Origin of the sequence: Streptomyces sp. DSM 40868 (assembly GCF_011820545.1) — a bacterium.
GTDB classification, from domain to species: Bacteria; Actinomycetota; Actinomycetes; order Streptomycetales; family Streptomycetaceae; genus Streptomyces; species Streptomyces eurythermus.
Genome location: NZ_CP050504.1, coordinates 3925105 through 3943190 on the forward strand (window position 1 = coordinate 3925105; position 18086 = coordinate 3943190).

The 18086-nt window shown below is 72.5% G+C and carries 16 protein-coding genes, 1 tRNA gene and 1 pseudogene; 7 read left to right on the top strand and 11 right to left on the bottom strand.

Annotated features, from left to right (window positions below; translation table 11 throughout):
- Nucleotides 1-43: 43 nt before the first annotated feature.
- The 3 genes from pfkB to HB370_RS17680 all read right to left on the bottom strand — a co-directional run bounded on the left by pfkB (nt 44) and on the right by HB370_RS17680 (nt 3462).
- Nucleotides 44-991 (bottom strand): 1-phosphofructokinase, encoded by a 948-nt coding sequence (pfkB, locus tag HB370_RS17670; RefSeq protein WP_030779162.1) that lies wholly within the window; start codon nt 989-991, stop codon nt 44-46.
- Nucleotides 988-1749, bottom strand: coding sequence for a DeoR/GlpR family DNA-binding transcription regulator (locus tag HB370_RS17675; protein ID WP_030779165.1), 762 nt, complete (start codon nt 1747-1749; stop codon nt 988-990). Before HB370_RS17675 ends, pfkB begins: the two co-directional genes overlap by 4 nt.
- A 186-nt stretch (nt 1750-1935) precedes the next feature.
- The gene (locus HB370_RS17680) at nt 1936-3462 is read right to left on the bottom strand and encodes an MFS transporter (protein WP_030779168.1); all 1527 of its coding nucleotides are present in this window, start codon (nt 3460-3462) and stop codon (nt 1936-1938) included.
- A gap of 62 nt (nt 3463-3524) precedes the next feature.
- Between HB370_RS17680 and HB370_RS17685 the strand changes: the two genes are divergently transcribed.
- A complete protein-coding gene (locus HB370_RS17685; RefSeq protein ID WP_208974411.1) occupies nt 3525-4523 on the top strand; it encodes a WYL domain-containing protein in 999 nt (332 codons plus the stop codon).
- Nucleotides 4524-4529: 6 nt separating this feature from the next.
- Here HB370_RS17685 and HB370_RS17690 read toward each other — a convergent pair whose 3' ends face one another.
- Together HB370_RS17690 and HB370_RS17695 are read right to left on the bottom strand one after the other, a co-directional pair.
- Nucleotides 4530-5357 carry a TetR family transcriptional regulator gene (locus HB370_RS17690; protein WP_030779174.1) on the bottom strand — a complete coding sequence of 276 codons (828 nt, stop codon included), beginning with the start codon at nt 5355-5357 and terminating at the stop codon, nt 4530-4532.
- Nucleotides 5358-5925: 568 nt separating this feature from the next.
- Nucleotides 5926-6924, bottom strand: a complete 999-nt coding sequence (locus HB370_RS17695; protein ID WP_030779177.1) for a sigma-70 family RNA polymerase sigma factor — start codon at nt 6922-6924, stop codon at nt 5926-5928.
- Between the two features lie 191 nt (nt 6925-7115).
- Here HB370_RS17695 and HB370_RS17700 point away from each other — a divergent pair, with 191 nt between their 5' ends.
- Nucleotides 7116-7634, top strand: a complete 519-nt coding sequence (locus HB370_RS17700; RefSeq protein WP_030779181.1) for a GNAT family N-acetyltransferase — start codon at nt 7116-7118, stop codon at nt 7632-7634.
- A gap of 28 nt (nt 7635-7662) precedes the next feature.
- Here HB370_RS17700 and HB370_RS17705 read toward each other — a convergent pair whose 3' ends face one another.
- A complete protein-coding gene (locus HB370_RS17705; RefSeq protein WP_030779184.1) occupies nt 7663-8454 on the bottom strand; it encodes a class III extradiol ring-cleavage dioxygenase in 792 nt (263 codons plus the stop codon).
- A gap of 107 nt (nt 8455-8561) precedes the next feature.
- On the opposite strand from HB370_RS17705, the gene HB370_RS17710 reads away from it, so the two are divergent.
- Complete coding sequence (locus HB370_RS17710; protein ID WP_030779187.1) at nt 8562-9071, top strand: MarR family transcriptional regulator; 510 nt, start codon at nt 8562-8564, stop codon at nt 9069-9071.
- A 13-nt stretch (nt 9072-9084) separates the two neighbouring features.
- On the opposite strand, the gene HB370_RS17715 is transcribed toward HB370_RS17710, so the two are convergent.
- A complete protein-coding gene (locus HB370_RS17715) occupies nt 9085-10623 on the bottom strand; it encodes an MFS transporter (protein WP_030779189.1) in 1539 nt (512 codons plus the stop codon).
- A gap of 184 nt (nt 10624-10807) precedes the next feature.
- Nucleotides 10808-11455: a TetR/AcrR family transcriptional regulator gene (locus tag HB370_RS17720; protein ID WP_030779192.1), complete on the bottom strand. Its 648-nt coding sequence runs from the start codon at nt 11453-11455 to the stop codon at nt 10808-10810.
- Nucleotides 11456-11733: 278 nt separating this feature from the next.
- Here HB370_RS17720 and HB370_RS17725 point away from each other — a divergent pair, with 278 nt between their 5' ends.
- Nucleotides 11734-13044 carry a M6 family metalloprotease domain-containing protein gene (locus HB370_RS17725; protein ID WP_030779196.1) on the top strand — a complete coding sequence of 437 codons (1311 nt, stop codon included), beginning with the start codon at nt 11734-11736 and terminating at the stop codon, nt 13042-13044.
- 64 nt (nt 13045-13108) lie between these two features.
- Nucleotides 13109-14764, top strand: a complete 1656-nt coding sequence (locus HB370_RS17730) for an IclR family transcriptional regulator C-terminal domain-containing protein (RefSeq protein ID WP_030779200.1) — start codon at nt 13109-13111, stop codon at nt 14762-14764.
- On the opposite strand, the gene HB370_RS17735 is transcribed toward HB370_RS17730, so the two are convergent.
- The gene (locus HB370_RS17735) at nt 14754-15518 is read right to left on the bottom strand and encodes a squalene/phytoene synthase family protein (RefSeq protein WP_342450961.1); all 765 of its coding nucleotides are present in this window, start codon (nt 15516-15518) and stop codon (nt 14754-14756) included. The genes HB370_RS17730 and HB370_RS17735 overlap by 11 nt on opposite strands.
- A 265-nt stretch (nt 15519-15783) precedes the next feature.
- On the opposite strand from HB370_RS17735, the gene HB370_RS17740 reads away from it, so the two are divergent.
- Nucleotides 15784-15856 (top strand) — tRNA-Arg (locus HB370_RS17740).
- Nucleotides 15857-15937: 81 nt separating this feature from the next.
- Here the strand turns inward: HB370_RS17740 and HB370_RS17745 are convergent.
- Nucleotides 15938-16213 (bottom strand): annotated as a pseudogene (locus HB370_RS17745) (tyrosine-type recombinase/integrase); the annotation flags it as partial.
- A 20-nt stretch (nt 16214-16233) separates the two neighbouring features.
- Nucleotides 16234-16839, bottom strand: coding sequence for a hypothetical protein (locus tag HB370_RS17750; RefSeq protein WP_244405547.1), 606 nt, complete (start codon nt 16837-16839; stop codon nt 16234-16236).
- A 78-nt stretch (nt 16840-16917) separates the two neighbouring features.
- Between HB370_RS17750 and HB370_RS17755 the strand changes: the two genes are divergently transcribed.
- Nucleotides 16918-17670, top strand: coding sequence for a hypothetical protein (locus HB370_RS17755; protein WP_051815495.1), 753 nt, complete (start codon nt 16918-16920; stop codon nt 17668-17670).
- Nucleotides 17671-18086: the final 416 nt, after the last annotated feature.

An 18086-nucleotide genomic window follows, 5' to 3' on the forward strand; every position in this document is an offset into this window, starting at 1 on the left:
CGGGATCATGGGACCGGCTCCGTCAGTTCGCGGACGGGCGGGGTCATCGGACCGGCTCCGTCAGTTCGCGGTCGAGCGGGATGTCCGCCGTGACGGTCACCGCCGCCGGATCCAGGTCGGCGGGCGTCGGCATCACGCTGCCGGGGAGCCCGACCGCGGCGGCGCCGTGGGCGACGGCGGAGGCGAGGGCCTCGGGACCGGTGCCGCCGGCGATGAGGAAGCCGGCCAGGGAGGCGTCCCCGGCGCCGACGTTGCTGCGGACGGCGGGCACCCGGGCGCTGCCGAACCAGGCACCGGCGTCCGCCACCAGGAGCTGTCCGTCGGCGCCCAGGCTCGCCAGGACGGTGCGGGCGCCCAGCGCGCGCAGTTCCTCGGCCGCCTTGAGCGCGTCGCCCACGGTGGCCAGCGGGCGGCCGACGGCTTCCGCCAGTTCCTCGGCGTTCGGCTTCACCACGTCGGGCCGCGCGCGCAGCGCCTCCAGGAGGGCGCGCCCCGAGGTGTCCAGCGCGATCCGGGCGCCGGCGGCGTGCGCCCGGGTGACGAGGTCGGCGTACCAGGAGGGCGCGAGCCCCCGGGGGAGGCTGCCGCAGCAGGCGATCCAGTCGGCGGCGCGGGAGTGCGACCGTACGGTGTCCAGCAGGAGTTCCTGTTCGGCCGCCGACAGCTCGGGGCCCGGAGCGTTGATCTTCGTGAGCACCCCGTCGGCTTCCGCGAGCGCGATGTTGGAGCGGGTGGCGCCGGCGACCGGGACCGGCGCGACCTCGATGCCCTGCGCGTCCAGCAGGTCGGCGACGAGCGCGCCCGGCGCACCGCCCAGGGGCAGGACGGCGAGCGTGCGCCGGCCGGCGGCGGCGACGGCCCGGGAGACGTTCACGCCCTTGCCGCCGGGGTCCATGCGCTCGCCGTCGGCGCGGATGACCTCGCCGCGCTCCAGGGCGGGCACCTCGTAGGTGCGGTCGAGGGACGGATTGGGGGTGACGGTGAGGATCATGCGCGCACTACTTCCGTGCCGCCGCGCTCGATGGCGGCGGCGTCGTCCGGGCTCAGCCCGCTGTCGGTGATCAGCAGGTCCACATCGCCGAGGCCGCCGAAGCGGGCGAAGTGCTCCTGGCCGTGCTTGCCGGAGTCGGCCAGCAGCACCACCCGCCGCGCGGCGCCGACCGCGGCCCGTTTGACCGCGGCCTCGGCGAGGTCGGGGGTGGTCAGGCCGTGCTCGGCGGAGAAACCGTTGGCGGCGACGAACAGCGCGTCGGCGCGGATCTCGCCGTACGCGCGCAGCGCCCAGGCGTCCACGGCGGCGCGCGTACGGTGCCGTACCCGGCCGCCGACGAGGTGGAGCTGGATGCCCGGGTGGTCGGCGAGCCGGGCGGCGATGGGCAGGCTGTGCGTGACGACGGTGAGGGACGCCTCCAGCGGGATGGTGGCGGCGAGGCGGGCCACCGTCGTACCGGCGTCGAGGATCACCGTGCCCCCGGCGGGCAGTTCGGCGAGGGCGGCCTTGGCGATGCGGTCCTTCTCGTCGGCGGCGGTGGACTCGCGCTCGGCGAGGTCGGGCTCGAAGTCGAGGCGGCCGACCGGGATGGCACCGCCGTGCACCCGGCGGACCAGGCCGGCGCGGTCGAGGGCCTTCAGGTCGCGGCGGATCGTCTCCGCGGTGACCTGGAACTCCTCGGCCAGCGACAGCACGTCCACCCGGCCGCCGTCCCGGGCGAGCCGGAGGATCTCCTGCTGCCGCTCCGGTGCGTACATGTCCGTTCGCCTCCGCCTCATGCCCGAACGTGTGGTTTCTCAAGGAGGCTACGTCCGGATTCCCGGAAAGTAAACAGGTTCAGACTTCGATCGGGCATGAACGGACTTCCGGCCCACCTGTTGGCGTCCGGTCGTACGAGGAGGGGCCCGGCACCTGATCGGCGCCGGGCCCCTCCTCGTACGCGGTCAGCCCGCCGGCTGCGGCTCGAGCTCTCGTTCCGGCGCCGGCGTCGCCTCCGCCGGCGTCTCCTCCCCCGCGCCCTCCACGTGCTGGGCCGGGCGCTTCGGCAGGGCGCACATCAGCAGGAAGATCACGCCCATGATCCCGGCGACGTACCACAGCGCGTGCTGGAAGGCGTGCACGAAGGCCGGGCCGATCTCCGCGAGGGCGAGCCGGTCGCCGATCTGCCCGTAGAAGACCACCGACACCAGTCCCAGCCCGAGCGCGTTGCCCATCTGCTGCACGGTGTTGATCAGCCCGGACGCGGAACCGGCGTGCTCGCGCGGCACCTCCGAGAGCACCGCGTCGGTCAGCGGGGCGACGATCAGGCCCATGCCGAGTCCCATCACGACCAGCGGCAGGGCCATCTGCCAGGAGGTGATGGCGAGGCCGTAGCGGTCGGCCTCCCACAGGTAGAGCAGCACGCCCGCGCCCATCACCAGCGCGCCCGTCTGGAGCACCTTGCGGCCGAACCGCGGAACCAGCTGCTGCACCGACAGCCCGGCCGCCGTGGACACCGCGAGCGAGAACGGCACCCCGGTCAGCCCGGCCCGCAGCGCGCTCCAGCCCAGGCCGATCTGCATGTACAGCGTCCAGACCAGGAAGAAGATGCCGAGCGCGACGCCGAACACGGTCTGTACGGCGATACCGGCGGCGAAGCTCTTCACCCGGAACAGCGACAGCTCGACCAGCGGCGAGCCGTCCCGCGCCGCCTTGCGCCGCTCGTACGCCACCAGCCCCGCGAAGACGACGAAGGCGCCGGCCATCGAGACGTACCCCCACAGCGGCCAGCCCAGCTCCCGCCCGCGGGTCAGCGGGTAGAGCAGCATGAGCAGGCCCAGCGTGACCAGGGCGACCCCGACGAGGTCCAGCTTCAGCGCCTTGGGGGCGCGGGACTCGGTGATGAACCGGCGGCCCAGCAGCCAGGCGAGCACGCCGACGGGCAGGTTGATGAGGAAGATGGGCCGCCATTCCAGGCCGAACAGGTTCCATTCCGTCAGCAGCGCGCCGAGCAGCGGGCCGGACACCGCGCCGAGGCCGACGATCGCGCCGAACAGGCCGAAGACCTTGCCGCGTTCGTGGGCCGGGAAGGTGGCGTGCACGATCGACAGCACCTGCGGCACCATCAGCGCGGCCATGCCGCCCTGCAGGAGGCGGGAGGCGACGAGCATCTCCGGGTTCGCCGCGAAGCCGCACAGGGCGGAGGCGAGGGTGAAGCCGCCGATGCCGACGAGGAACAGCCGCTTGCGGCCGTGGATGTCACCGAGCCGGCCGCCGATGATCAGGCCGGCGGCGAAGGCGAGGGCGTAGCCGGCGGTTATCCACTGGATCTGGCCCACCGAGGCGTGCTCGTTCCGCTGGATCGACGGGATGGCGATGTTGACGATCGTCACGTCCACGAGGTCCATGAAGGCCGCGGTCATGACGATGGCCAGGGCCAGCCAGCGGGTTCGGTCGGAGGGTGGGGCGGAAAGCGCCGTCGGAGTGGTCATGAGGGAAACCTAGGGCCGCTATAGGTCAGATCTTGACCTATAGGCGCGGCATGCTCGTAGGCATGACGACCGACACACCGGCCCGGCTGCTCCAGCTGCTGTCCCTGCTCCAGACGCCCCGTGAGTGGCCCGGGGGTGAGCTGGCCGACCGGCTGGGGGTGTCCCGGCGGACCGTGCGGCGGGATGTGGACCGGCTGCGGGAGCTGGGGTATCCGGTGCAGGCGACGAGGGGCGCGGACGGCGGGTACCGGCTGGTCGCGGGCAAGGCGATGCCGCCGCTGGTGCTGGACGACGAGGAGGCCGTGGCGATCGCGGTGGGGCTGCGGGCCGGTGCCGGGCACGCCATCGAAGGGGTGGACGAGGCGGCCGTACGGGCCCTGGCCAAGCTGGAGCAGGTGCTGCCGTCCCGGCTGCGCCACCGGGTGTCCACGCTCCAGGCCGCGACGACACCGCTGACGCTCGGCGACGGGCCGGGCATCGCGCCGGAGACGCTGACCGTGATGGCGTCCACGGTGGCGGGCCACGAACGGCTGCGGTTCGCCTACCGCGACAAGGACGGCAGCGCCTCCCGCCGGCTGACCGAGCCGCACCGGCTGGTGTCGACGGGACGGCGCTGGTACCTGGTGGCCTACGACGTCGACCGGGCGGACTGGCGCACCTTCCGGGTGGACCGGGTGAGCGAGCCGTTCGCGACCGGCGTCCGGTTCGCTCCGCGGGAACTGCCCACGGGGAGCGCCGCCGAGTATCTACGGCAGTCCATCCACCGGCGGCAGGAGACGTACGCCTTCGAGGTGCGGTTCGCCGCGCCGGCGGACCAGGTCGCCGCGCGGGTGCCCGCCTGGCTCGGGGTGCCCGAGGACGACGGCACGGGCGGCTGCGTCCTGCGGGGCACCACGGGCGACCCCCTGGAGTGGCTGGCGGTCCGGCTGGCGATGACGGACGTCGAGTTCGCGGTGCGCGGGCCGGGCGGACTGGTGGAGTGCGTACGGCGGTTGGGCGACCGCCTGACCAGGGCCGCGAACGCCGGCCCGGAGGGGGCGGAAGGGGCGTACGTGCCCTAGGGACCCTCAGGGCTGGGGGACGGGCGGGGTCCCGGGCCACTCGAAGTCCCGCAGCGCGCGCAGGTTGCGCACGGCCAGGCCCGCCGGGCCCTCGGGGCCGGTGGGGTGGGTCGCCGTGGCGGCCCAGGACTCCACGGCGACGCGTACGGCGGCCCCGGCCACGGCCGCCGCGAACCGCAGCCGCGGGGTGAGCGGCGCCGGGTCCTGGGTGCCGCACTCCACACCGGGCCGCGCCGGATCCTGGGCGCCGCACTCCACACCGGGCCGCTCCGGATCCGGGGTCCCCTGGGGCGCCGGAGTCGCCGGAGTTGTCGGTGTCGCCGGAGTCCCCGGTGTCCCCGGAGTCGCCGGAGTCGCCGGAGTCGCCGGAGTCCCCGGTGTCCCCGGTGTCCCCGGAGTCGCCGGTGTCCCCGGAGTCCCCGATGTCGCCGAGGCGTTCTCCCGGGCCGCAAGGATCTCCGCCAGCGCGCCCTCGGACGCCTGGCACACCTCGGCCCAGACCTTGCGCAGGGCCGGACTGGTGTCGGCCAGGCGGACCAGGGTGCGCAGCCACTCCCAGGACGCGGCGGAGACGCCGAGGCCGGGGGTGAGGGTGTGGCGGACGGCGTGTTCCAGGGCCTGCGGAACGGGCAGGCCGGCCGGGGCCGTGCGGACCGCCTCGATCCAGCGCTGGGCGCCGGCGGCGTAGAGGGGGGCGACCGCCTCCTCCTTGGTGGCGAAGTAGCGGTAGAACGTGCGCGGGGCGATGCCCGCGGCCTGGGCGATGTCCTCGGCGCGGGTCGCCCGCAGGCCCTGCCGGACGAAGAGGGCCGCCGCCGCCCGGGCGATCTCCATCCGTGTCTCGGCCTTCCGGCGTTCGGTGAGGGACACCGGCGCGGAGGCGGAAAACGGCTGGTGGGCGGGGGTTTGGGTGGTGCTCATGCCCGGCAGGCTATGCCCGTGTGGCAGAATCTGCCATCCGGCGGTCCACCCCGGGGTTCAGGTACGGGGTGGGCCGCCGTTCCAGTACCCGGGACCCTTACGGGACGGGCGCGGAAGTGCCCTCGGGGACAGAACCGCGCCGGGGCAGAAGAGGCCGGGCCCCGGCGCCCGGGGGGGGATAGGCGCCGAAGCCCGGCTCGGGAGGTCCCGGCGCCGGGGGGGGATTGCGTCGGGACGTGGCTCTTTCGTGGGTCGGCCGACGGCATTGTCGGCCAGGGGTGCGGTGTGGGGGTGTGGGGAGTGCCGGCCCCGGGCCCGCTTGCGGGCCCGGAAGGGTTGTTCCCTCGGGTCCGGCCGTTGAAGCGACGGGACCGCGCCATGTTTGCGCCGTCTTTCGCCACCCGCACCCCCGGCGCGCGCACCACACCGCGCGGTGCGCCCCGGAACGCTTCCCCTACGGCGAGCCCAGGGATCCCGGCCGTTACGCGGCCGCGTCGAACCCCGTGTCGCGGGCCAGCTTCTTCAGCTCCAGCAGCGCGTGCTTCTCGATCTGGCGGATCCGCTCACGGGTGAGCCCGTGCTCCTTGCCGACCTCGGTCAGGGTGCGCTCGCGGCCGTCCTCGATGCCGTACCGCATCTTGATGATGGAGGCCGTGCGCTGGTCCAGGCGGCCGATCAGGTCGTCCAGCTCCTCGCTGCGCAGCAGGGTGAGGACCGACTGCTCCGGGGAGACCGCCGAGGTGTCCTCCAGCAGGTCGCCGAACTGGGTCTCGCCCTCGTCGTCCACCGACATGTTCAGCGAGACCGGGTCGCGGGCCCAGTCCAGGACGTCGACGACGCGCTCCGGCGTCGAGCCCAGCTCCGCGGCGATCTCCGCGGGCTCCGGGTCGCGGCCGTGCTCGCGGTTGAACTCGCGCTGGACGCGGCGGATGCGGCCCAGCTCCTCCACCAGATGGACGGGGAGCCGGATCGTGCGGGACTGGTCGGCGATGGAACGGGTGATGGCCTGACGGATCCACCAGGTGGCGTACGTCGAGAACTTGAAGCCCTTGCGGTAGTCGAACTTCTCCACGGCGCGCACCAGGCCGGCGTTGCCCTCCTGGATCAGGTCCAGCAGGGGCAGACCGCTGCGCGGGTAGCGCCGGGCGACCGCGACGACCAGGCGGAGGTTGGAGCGGATGAAGACGTCCTTGGCGCGCTCACCGGCGGCCACCAGGGCCTCGAGCTCCTCGCGGGTGGCGTCCGTACGGGACTCCTCCTCGCCGTCGAGCACCTGCTGCGCGAAGACACCCGCCTCGATGGTCTGGGACAGCTCGACTTCCTTGGCGGCGTCGAGCAGCGGCGTACGCGCGATCTCGTCGAGGTACATGCCGACCAGGTCGCGGTCTGCGATCTCGCCGCCATGAGCGCGAACACTGCTTGCCGAGTCGGCCGTCTCGCCGGTGGCGGACTGACGACGGGCGACGGCACGGGTTGCCATGCGTGCTCCCTTGCGATGGTGGTCGGGCGGGTGGTCCTGCGAACGCGCGGCACTGAAGGGGCTGTCTCTGGGACTCTCTTCGAGTGCCCTGCATCCGTGGGAAACAACGACTGGAATCAGGACAGAATTCCCAACCCACCCCGCGATTTTTCTGATCATGCAGTACCCTGTCCGCCACACGGGGAGGCGAGATGCCGCCGGAAGATGCCGAAGTGCAGGTCAGGCCGGGAATCGAGGGGGACCTCGACGCCCTGACGGCGATCTACAACCACTACGTCCGTGAGACGGCCCTCACATTCGACACCGCGGTGTTCACTCCTTCGGAGCGCCGCCCCTGGCTGCTCTCCCACCCGGAAGACGGCCCGCACCGGCTGATGGTTGCCGCGGACGCCCGCTCACAGCGGATCCTGGGGTACGCCACCTCCAGCCCCTACCGGCCGAAGCCGGCGTACGGGACGTCCGTGGAGACCTCGGTGTACGTCGCACCCGACGCGGGCCGGCGCGGCGTGGGCACGCTGCTCTACGGCGCCCTGTTCCAGGCCCTGGCCGGACAGGACGTGCACCGCGCCTACGCCGGGATCGCCCAGCCCAACGAGCCCTCCGAGCGGCTGCACGCCCGCTTCGGCTTCCGGCACGTCGGCACGTTCCGCGAGGTCGGCCGCAAGTTCGGCCGCTACTGGGACGTGGCCTGGTACGAGAAGGAACTCTGAGCGGCGCGCTTCACCCGCGCCGCCCTTCTCATCCGAACTGCACGGACCGCTTCGCCATTCCCATCCAGAACCCGTCGATCACCGATTTCTGCGCGTCGAGCTCGCCGCCGGCCTCCGCCGCGCCCATGGCGACGAAGAGCGGGGCGAAGTGTTCGGTGCGGGGATGGGCGTAGCGGCCGGCCGGGGCCTTGTCCAGGAAGTCGAGCAGGGCGTCCCAGTCGCGGGCCTCCAGGGCGCGCCGGCCCCAGTCGTCGAACTCCGCCGACCAGCTCGGCACGCCCGGCCCGGTGTGCCGCAGGGCGGCGAGGTTGTGGGTGAAGAATCCGGAGCCGACGATCAGCACGCCCTCGTCGCGCAGCGGGGCGAGCCTGCGGCCGAGGTCCATCAGGCGGACCGGGTCGAGGGTGGGCAGGGAGATCTGCAGGACGGGGATGTCGGCGTCCGGGTACATCTCGACGAGCGGGACGTAGGCGCCGTGGTCGAGGCCCCGGTCGGGGATGTCCTGCACGGGGAGCCCGGGGGCGCGCAGCAGCTTGCGGACGGAGTCGGCGAGCGCGGGGGCGCCCGGTGCGGCGTAGCGGACCGTGTAGTAGCGCTCGGGGAAGCCCCAGAAGTCGTAGACGAGCGGGACGGTCTCGACCGCGCCGAGGGCGAGCGGGGCCTCCTCCCAGTGGGCGGAGACCATGAGGACGGCGCGGGGGCGGGGCAGGGCGGCGGACCAGGCGGCCAGCTGGCCGGGCCAGACGGGGTCGTCGGCGAGCGGCGGGGCGCCGTGGCTGAGGTACAGGGCGGGCATGCGCTCCTGGACGGTGGCGGACATCGCGGCGGCTCCCGGGGATCTGGCCTTGCTTGAAGTCTCAAGTTTCAGCCCGGAACCCTACCCGTCGCTTGTTCAAAGTTCAAGAAGCCGCCTCGTAGAGTGGATACATGAACAAGGCACCGGACTTCGCCGCGGAACCCCGCTGGCTGACCGCCGAGGAACAGCACGTCTGGCGCGCCTACCTGCACGCCACCACCCTCCTGGAGGACCACCTCGACCGGCAGCTCCAGCGTGACGCGGGGATGCCGCACGTCTACTACGGCCTGCTCGTCGGCCTCGCCGAGGCCCCGCGCCGCCGGCTGCGGATGACCGAGCTGGCGATGCAGGCGAAGATCACCCGCTCCCGGCTCTCGCACGCCATCGCCCGGCTGGAGAAGAACGGCTGGGTCCGCCGGGAGGACTGCCCCGCCGACAAGCGCGGCCAGTTCGCCGTACTCACCGACGAGGGCGCCGAGGTGCTGCGGCGCACCGCGCCCGGCCATGTGGCCGCCGTGCGCCAGGCGCTGTTCGACCGGCTGAGCCCGGAACAGCAGAAGGCCCTCGGCGAGATCATGGAGATCGTCGCCGAGGGCCTCCAGCCCAAGGAAGCGGGTGCGGACCTGCCCTGGCTCCGCTAGCTCACCGGGGCGGTCAGTGGGCCACCACCGGCACCGGGACCTCGTCCTCGGCGCCCTCGCCGCTCATCACGGCGGTCGGGTTCGGCCGGCCGGCGTTGACGAAGGTGAAGGCGATCAGCGAGGCGAGCGCCAGGATGCCGACGGCCACCCAGATCGCGGCCGTGTAGCCGTGGACCATGCCCTGGAGCCCCACCAGCTGCTGCTGCGGCTTGCCGGTGGCGCCGGCGATGTGGTCCTTGACGTACGAGGTGGTCGCCGAGGAGGCGATCGTGTTCAGCAGGGCGGTGCCGATCGCGCCGCCCACCTGCTGCGAGGTGTTGACCATCGCGGAGGCGACACCGGCGTCCCGGGGCTGCACACCCTGGGTGGCCAGGGACATCGCCGGCATGAACGCCGTACCCATGCCGAGGCCGAGCAGCAGCATGGCGGGCAGCAGCAGCGCCGGGTACGAGGAGTCCATCTCCAGCTGGGTCAACAGCAGCATGCCGACGCCGGCGACCAGGAAGCCGGGGCCCATCAGCAGCCGGGCCGGCAGCCGGGTCATCAGCCGGGCGCCGATCTGGGTGGAGCCGGTGATCATGCCGACCACCATCGGCAGGAAGGCGAAGCCGGTCTTGACCGGCGAGTAGCCCTTCACGATCTGCAGGTAGTAGGTCAGGAAGAGGAACAGGCCGAACATGCCGATGATGGCGAGGCCCAGCGAGAGGTAGATACCGCCGCGGTTGCGGTCGGTCACCACGCGCAGCGGCAGCAGCGGGGCCTTGACCTTGGCCTCGACCAGCACGAACGCGAGCAGCAGCACGACGGACGCGACGAACATCGACACGGTCAGCGTGTCGCTCCAGCCGTCGGACTCGGCGCGGGTGAAGCCGTAGACGAGCGCGACCAGGCCGAGGGTGGAGAGCAGGACGCCCGGGATGTCGAGCGGGTTGCGGTTGCGGCCGCCCTCCGGCTCACGGATGACGAAGTAGGCGCCGGCGGCGGCGACCACGGCGAACGGGATGTTCACGAAGAAGGTCCAGCGCCAGTTCAGGTACTCGGTGAGGAAGCCGCCGAGGATCAGGCCGACGGCACCGCCGCCGCCCGCGATGGCGCCGTAGATACCGAACGCCTTGGCACGCTCCCTGGCATCGGTGAACATCACGGCGAGCAGGGACAGCGCGGCCGGGGCGAGCAGCGCGCCGAAGACACCCTGGAGGGCGCGGGCGCCGAACATCAGCGGGCCGGTGGTGGCGGCACCGCCGAGCGCGGAGGCGGCGGCGAAGCCGACCAGGCCGAGCACGAAGGTGCGCTTGCGGCCCCACAGGTCGGCGATCCGGCCGCCGAACAGCAGCAGACCGCCGAAGGCGAGCGCGTAGGCCGTGATCACCCACTGCTTGTTGCCGTCGGATATGCCCAGGTCCTCCTGGGCGGCGGGCAGGGCGATGTTCACGATGGTGGCGTCCAGGACGACCATCAGCTGGGCGAGCGCGATGAAGACGAGCGCCTTCCAGCGGTTGGCGTCACCGCTCGGGGCGGCGAGGCCGGCAGCCTTGCGGGCTGTTTCGGACATGGGGATACCCACTTCGGGACTTCGGAGCCTTGGAACTCAGGGCTGGTGACGGACAGCGTGGTGAGGATCGGCGTGGTGAAAAATGCTGAGAAAACGGAGTAAGGCGGGATGGTGAACAGGAAGGGAACGGCCGTACGAACCGCCGTACTGTCGTGGGACCGGGCGCGGGAGCTGAACTAATCGGTCAGGAGGCGCGCAGCTCCTTGATGCTGAGGGACTGACCCGGCAGGGCGGAACGGGCGGGCGCCCGCAGGCCGTCGAGGAACAACTGCAGCAGGCGGTGGGCGAAGCGGTCGCCGCGCGGGCAGTCCGTGCCGGCCGGGGGCCGGCTCAGCTGGCCCACGCCGATCATCAGATCGCCCACGCCGACGTCCGGCCGGAGCTGCCCGGCCGCCTTGGCCCGGCCCATGACCTCCTCGATGAGCCGCTCGACGCGCTCACGGGAGGCCTCCAGGTCGGGGTGGTGCTGGTCGAAGGTGCCGGACACCATGGGGCACAGCGCGCCGATCCGCTCGTCCGCGGCGGCGTGCACGAAGTGCTCCAGGGCGGTGAAGGCGTCCCCGCTCTCCGCGAGGGCCAGCTCGGCCGCCGCGGCCGTGCGGTCCATGACGGAGCAGACGACCTCGCGCACGAGGGCGTCCCGGTCGGGGAAGTTGCGGTACACCGTGGCGTTGCCGACGCCGGCCCGGCGGGCGATCTCGTCGATCGGCACGTCCGGGCCGTGCTCGACGATCATCTCCCGGGCGGCGGCGACGATCCGCTCCCGGTTGCGCAGGGCGTCGGCGCGCGGCCGGGTCACCTTGCGCTCGGCGGGGGCGGTGGCGGCGGGCACGGCGTACTCCTTGGATCGAGGGGGCGATCCGGGGAAGGGCTCCCCGTTTCGCTCGGACACAGGGCTAAACGGGGAAAGCGTCCCCGGTTATTTCCCGTCCCGGCGAAGAATCGCTGTGACCTGGGGCACAATCACCGGCCGCCGGGTTTCACCCGGTCGCGGACCCGGTTTCCCACCATCGGTCTCCTCCAGCGCGCGCCCGCCTCCCCGCCGCCCCAGGGTGAGCGCAAGGGTGCAGCCGACAGACCGGCGGCTGCCGTGGCGCGAAAGGTCCCTGCATGCAGCCGCAGCCGCAGCCCCGCCGCCGCATACGCCCGCGCCGGGTGGCCGCCCTGACCCTGGTGAGCGCGCTGACCCTCGCGGTCGGCACCTCGGCCGGGACCGGACACCTGACGGCGCCGACCACCGCCGGGCCGCTCGGGCCGGCCCGCTCCTCCGCGCTCCTGCCCTGCATGATCCGTGGCGGTCTGGACGTGCAGATGACCGAGGGCCTGCCCACCCCGCCCGGCTACTCCCGCTCCACCGGCACCGTCCACGCCCTGACCCTGATGGTCGACTTCCCCGACGCGCCCGGCGAGGGCGACGCGATGGACCGCTTCCACGAGTTCTTCCCGCGCACCCAGGACTGGTTCCACACCGCGTCGTACGGCCGCCTCGACTACCGTCCCGAGACCCCCGTCACCACCTGGCTGCGCATGCCGAAGCCGTTCCACGAGTACGGCATAGAGCGCGGCGCGCCCTTCGACCCCGGCTACCGCAGCCTGGTGCAGGACCTCGTGGCCGCCGCCGACCCGGCGGTGGACTTCCGCGACTACGACCTGCTGAACGTGCTCGTCACCCCGAACGCGGGCCCCTCCGCCCTGGACACCGTGCTGTCCGTGACCTTCGCCGGCAACGACGACGCCCCGGTGGCCGACGGCGTGCGCATCTCCAACGCCTCCTTCGTCTACTCCCGCCAGGACGACGGCTCCGGGTCCTACGACCGCACCGGGTACCGGGTGCTGCCGCACGAGAACGGCCACACCTTCGGCCTGCCCGACCTGTACACGCAGGACGGCGGGGGCGCGGTCGGGCACTGGGACATCATGAGCGAGGACTGGGGGGCCAACAACGACCTGCTCGGCTGGCACAAGTGGAAGCTGGGCTGGCTGGGCGGCGGCCAGGTCGGCTGCGCGGCGGCACCGGGCAGCACGGAGTTCGCCCTCTCCCCGCTGTACCAGCAGGGCGGCGGCAAGCTGGTCCTCATACCGGTCACCGCGCGCACCACCTACGCGCTGGAGGTCCGCGCCCAGGGCGGCAACGACGAGGCGGTGTGCCGTCCCGGCGTCCTCGTCTACCGGATCGACGCGGCGGTGGACACCGGCCGCGGCCCGGTCACCGTCTTCGACAGCCACCGCGGCAGCGGCGGCTGCACCCGCAGCCCCAACGTCCACGCGGAGCTCTCCGACGCCCCGTTCGCCCCCGGCGAGACCTTCCAGGACCCGCGGCACGGCATCAGCGTGCGGGTGCTCTCGACCGACGCCGAGGGCAATTACCGGGTCCGGGTGAGCCGGGGCGGCAAGGTGGTGCAGGCCGCGGACGACTCCTGAGGGGGCGCGGGCGGTACGCGCCCGGTTTACCGTAGGCGTGCCCCGACGCCGTACCGGAGAGACGATGCCCGCCATGACCGCAGTGGATGCCGACACCCGCGCCGGGGCCGGGGTACCGGCGGAGGCCGTGGGGCCGCTGGTACGCGGGGTCGGGGTGCTGCGCCGGCTGGCCGAGGCGGGCGGCACGCTGAGCCCGAGCGCGCTGGAGCGGGCCACCGGACTCGCCCGCTCCACGGTGGACCGGATCACCGCGACCCTGGCCCACATGGGCTACGTACGCCTCGACGGCCGGGACGTCGTCCTCACCCCCGGCGTGCTGGAGCTGGGCAACGCCTACCTGGCCGCCCTGCGGCTGCCCGCCCTGCTCGGCGCGCGCGCCGACGCCCTCGCCGACGAGCTGGACGAGTCGGTGTCGCTGGCGGTCGCCGACCGCGACGGCGTCCGCTTCATCCACCAGGCCACCCGCCGCCGGGCGCTGTCGGTCAGCTTCCGCATCGGCGACCTGCTCCCGGCCGAACGGACCGCGCCCGGCGCGCTGTTCGCCACCGAGTGGACGGAGCGGGACTGGGCCCGCTGGCGGACCCGCCGGTCCGAGGACCCGCGGGACACGGCGTTCCCGGCCGTCCCCCCGCGCCCGGAACCCGCCCCCGGCACGGCCCATGCCACCGCCGACGCCGTCGACGCGGCCTTCGCGGACCGGGTACGGGCGGCCCGCCGGGACGGCTGGGCCCTGGACGACCAGCTGATCGAGCCGGGCCTGGTCGCGGTGTCCGCCCCGGTGCGCGACCCCCGCACCGGCCGCGTGGCCTGCGTGGCGAGCGTGGTCAGCCACACCAGCCGGCACCCGGCGGCGGAGCTGCCCGCGACCCTGCTGCCCCGGCTGCGTACGGCGGTCGCGGCGATGGAGGCCGACCTGCGGACCGCGCCCCCGCCCGAGCCTGGGCCCGCGCCCGCCGGCCTCGCGACCTGGACCACGGCCTCCAAGCAGGAACTCGGCCGGGACTTCGTGGAGTCGCTGGCCCGGGGCCTGACCGTGCTGACGGCGTTCGGCGAGGGCCGCCCCGCGCTGTCCCTGACGGACGTGGCCCGGGCGACCGGCCTGTCCCGGGCGACCGCCCGCCGGGCACTGCTCACCCACGAGCACCTGGGCCTGGTGGCCGCCGCCCCGCACGAGGACCGCGCCTTCACCCTCACCCCGCGCGTCCTGGACCTGGGCTTCCCGCCGCTGTCCCGGACGACGCTGCCCCGCCTGGCGGAACCGCATCTGCGGGCGCTGGCGGACCGGGTGCGCGAGCCGGCCGCGCTGGCGGTGCTGACCGCCGACGGCACGGAGGTCCAGTACACGGCGGGCGCGGCCACGAGCGGTGTGCTGACCGTACGCATACCGGTCGGCGCGCGCCTGCCGGCCGCCGCGACCTCACTGGGCCGCGTCCTCCTGGCGGACGCGGACGGTCCCCTGTCCCCGGAACTGACCGAGGTCAGAGCCCAGGGGTATGCCCTGGCCGACGCGGAACTGGAGTCGGGCCTGCGCTCGGTCGCCGTACCGGTCCGGGACCGCACGGGCCGCGCGGTCGCCGCCGTGAACGTGGCCACGCACGCGGCCCGCCGCACCCTGGACGACTGCGTCCGGCACCTCCTGCCCGCGCTCCGCGCGACCGCGGACGACATCCAGCGCGACCTGCGCCAGGTGTCCCGCTTCACCCAGGTCCCTACGACCTGAATCCCTTGCCGGGCATCTTCCGGCGAGCACGCAGAAGCACCTTGAGGGCGGCCACCGGCGACGGGCTCACCGAGCCGCGCGACACCTGCGCGCCACGGGACCGCACGGCCGCGGCGGTCAGCAACTCCACCTCGACCAGCGCCTCCAGCAAGGGCCGGCTGCCCGCCGGGACGAGGCCGGACACCGCCCGGGCCTGCCGCAGGGCGGCCTCCGCCAGCCCGACCTGGTCCCGGACCAGCTCCCGCACCCCGGGCACCACCCGCCCGGCCGCCAGATCCTCCCGCTTCACCGAGAAGCGCTCCAGCGCCCCGTCCGGGATCCCCAGCCGGCCCTCGGCCAGGTCCTCGGCGATGTCGTTGACGAAGTCCAGCCGCTGACTGCCGTCGATGAACGCCCGGCAGGCGGCGCGATAGCGGCCGTCGTCGGCATCCGGACCGAGCAGACAGCCGACCAGCATGAAGGCGGGCAGGGAGTAGGCGTCCACGTAGGTCTGGTAGTCGTCCTCACCGGCGAACCCGGCGAACTCCAGCTCGGCGGGCGCGCGGTCCAGGTACTCGTCCAGCGCCGCGCGCAGCCGCGGATGAGCGGCAACGGTATGGACGAGCGCCCGGAGCAGCGGATCATCCCCACGCCCCGTCTCCAGCGCCGCCCGCACCCGCCGCTCCCAGACCGCCCACGCTTCCGCCCGCTGTGCTCGCGACCCGGTGTCCAGCAGGTTGTCCCCGTGGTGCATGACGGCGGTCGCCACGACCACGTGGGGCAGCAGCGCCCGAGCCGCGAGATAGGAGGTCCGCCGAAACCGCGCGACCCAGCTCCCGCTGGACCCCGTAGTCCCGCCGCAACCCCGGCTCCAGCACACCGGCGGCGTCCAGCCCACGCTTCCACCCACTCACGGGGCCCCACCCTAACGGCGCCCCGACAAGCCCCACCCCTCGCGCGACCGCACCCCCGGTACACCGAGCACACCACCCGCTACACTGACGACGGCGACCCGACCCTCACCGGTCGATCACCACCCCGCCTTCGTAGCTCAGGGGATAGAGCACCGCTCTCCTAAAGCGGGTGTCGCAGGTTCGAATCCTGCCGGGGGCACAAAGAGAAGGGCCAGCTCAGGAGGAGTTTCCTCCCAGGCTGGCCCTTCGTCGTGTTTGGGGTCGTGCCACAGGCGTGCCACTACGGGCCCGCAGGGTCCTTCTCGGGAGTCTCGGAGGCCGCTCCCCCACCGCTCCGGATCATGGCTCCGAGCCGATCGGCGATGGCCCGGTCACGGTCGCTGGTCATGTGCTGGTAGATCAGCGCGGCCCGCGAGCTGCTGTGTCTCATCCGCGTCATCAGCTCCCGCGTGCTGGCCCCGGCCGTCGAGGCCAGCGTGTTGCCCGTGTGTCGAAGATCGTGGAAGTGCAGCTCGGCCGTGACGCCCGCAGCGTTCCGGGCCTTGACCCAGTCGTCTCCCTACTTCCTGACGGGCGTCATGACGGCGAAGACGTGTTGTCTTCCTCTCGCGGGTCGACGTTGGCGGGGTCGGGGTCCTGCATCAGCTCGAAGCGACGCCGCTGGTTCAGCTCGTGCTGGGCGGCTCTGCGCTGCTTCTCCTCTGTCCGCTCGGAGAAGGACGGGAGGGGGTCGGAACGGATGTAGGCCGACAGGAGGTCGGTCAGCTCGTCCGTTAGCTCCGCGAGCCAGCTCACCGCGAAGAAGTGCCGGACACCGGCAGCCTTGAACCGTCTCATCACGATGAGGAGGGACTTCACGCGCTCGCGGAGTTCCCGGTTCGGGATGCGGGCCACAGCTCTCTCGACGTTCTCCATGCGGCCAAACACGGTGTCCAGGTATGACGCCCGCTCGTCCGTGGGCATCGCGGCGACGTCGCTCCTGACTGATGCCAGAAACTCCCCGAGCGTGATCAGCTCGCTCAGGGCCCTGTCCGCTGCTTCTTGGCCGATCTCCGCGAGGCGGGCCTCCCGGGCCAGCTTCCTCTGATGGGACAGGGTGAGCCACACGCCACCGAAGGATGCGGCGCCACCGACCAAGGCGCCGCCGAAGCCGATGAGACCTGAGAGAACTTCTGGTTGCATGCCGATCATCATGCCGATGGGACCAACCCAATGGGGCGGATCCTGTCAAGTCCTCGGCGGCCGACTCAGGATGGAGCCATGGCACCCACTGACCTGTCTCGCCTGCAGTTGCCGCGCACGTGCCGTGAGGCTCTTGTCAAGCAGCGATCAGAGCGGATCGACGGTCACACCATCCCCATCGCCACCGACTGGTGGAACACCGAGATAGCCGCCGCTCACCTGCCTGGTGCGCCCGTGACCGAACCAGATGTCACGCAACTCAGTCGCGGTGACCTATTCAGGGATGCGGCCAACCTTGATGCGGGCCGCGAAGAGGAGCTGCTTCGATTTCTGTGGCGAGTCCTCGCCTGGGGCAGCGGCATGAGGCTCCGCCTCAACCGCCAGCGCATCCGAGCGGTTGCGGATAACCCGTCCTCAGCCGTGGCGGCTCTGCGCCAGGCTCTGCAGGCGGCTCGCGAAGATCCGGCGCATGCGTACGAAGCTCTGCGCCCGGGAGGCCGCAACGCCATTGCGTATCTGGGTCCGGCGTTCTCGACCAAGGTCTTGTATTTCGCCGGCAGTGGCGCTCTCGACCACCCGTGCGTGATCCTCGACTCCCAGGTAGCCGCCACGCTCAGGGACATCTGCAAGTGGGACTCACTTGGTGAGGACGGATGGCCCACCAGCACCTACGTCCGGTACTGCGCGCTCCTGGACCGCTGGGCCCACGAGGAGAGCAGGCAGCTCGGGCGCCGCATCGGCATCGACGAGATCGAACGCTGGCTGTTCAAGCCCAGACCGACCGATCTCTGTAGAGCTATGGATCACGTGGTTTCTGACATCCATTGCTGACATCAACAACGCCGGACAGGGACGTACACCAGCGTCTCTGTCCGGCCGTCGCACCAGTCGCCGACACCAGTTGGAGCGGGAGCGGATCGAACTCCTAAAGCGGGTGTCGCAGGTTCGAATCCTGCCGGGGGCACAGTGTCTGACCAGGCACGGAGCTTCAAACAGCCCCCTCGGAGTGATCTCCGAGGGGGCTGTTTTCGTGTGTGCGGGGACGTAACGCTAGGCGGCGTCCTGGTTACAGGGTTTTCTACCGACCCCACGGGGGCATCGGCGGCCTCCTGCTCGAACTGAGGCATCAGCGAGGTGCAGGTGTCCGTGTGGCTCGCGATCACCCCAACCGGAGAAGTGACCGCTCACCTCGCGGCGGGAAGTACCTCCAAGGTCACCTGGATCAGTCTGGATGGCGCCGCCTGCCG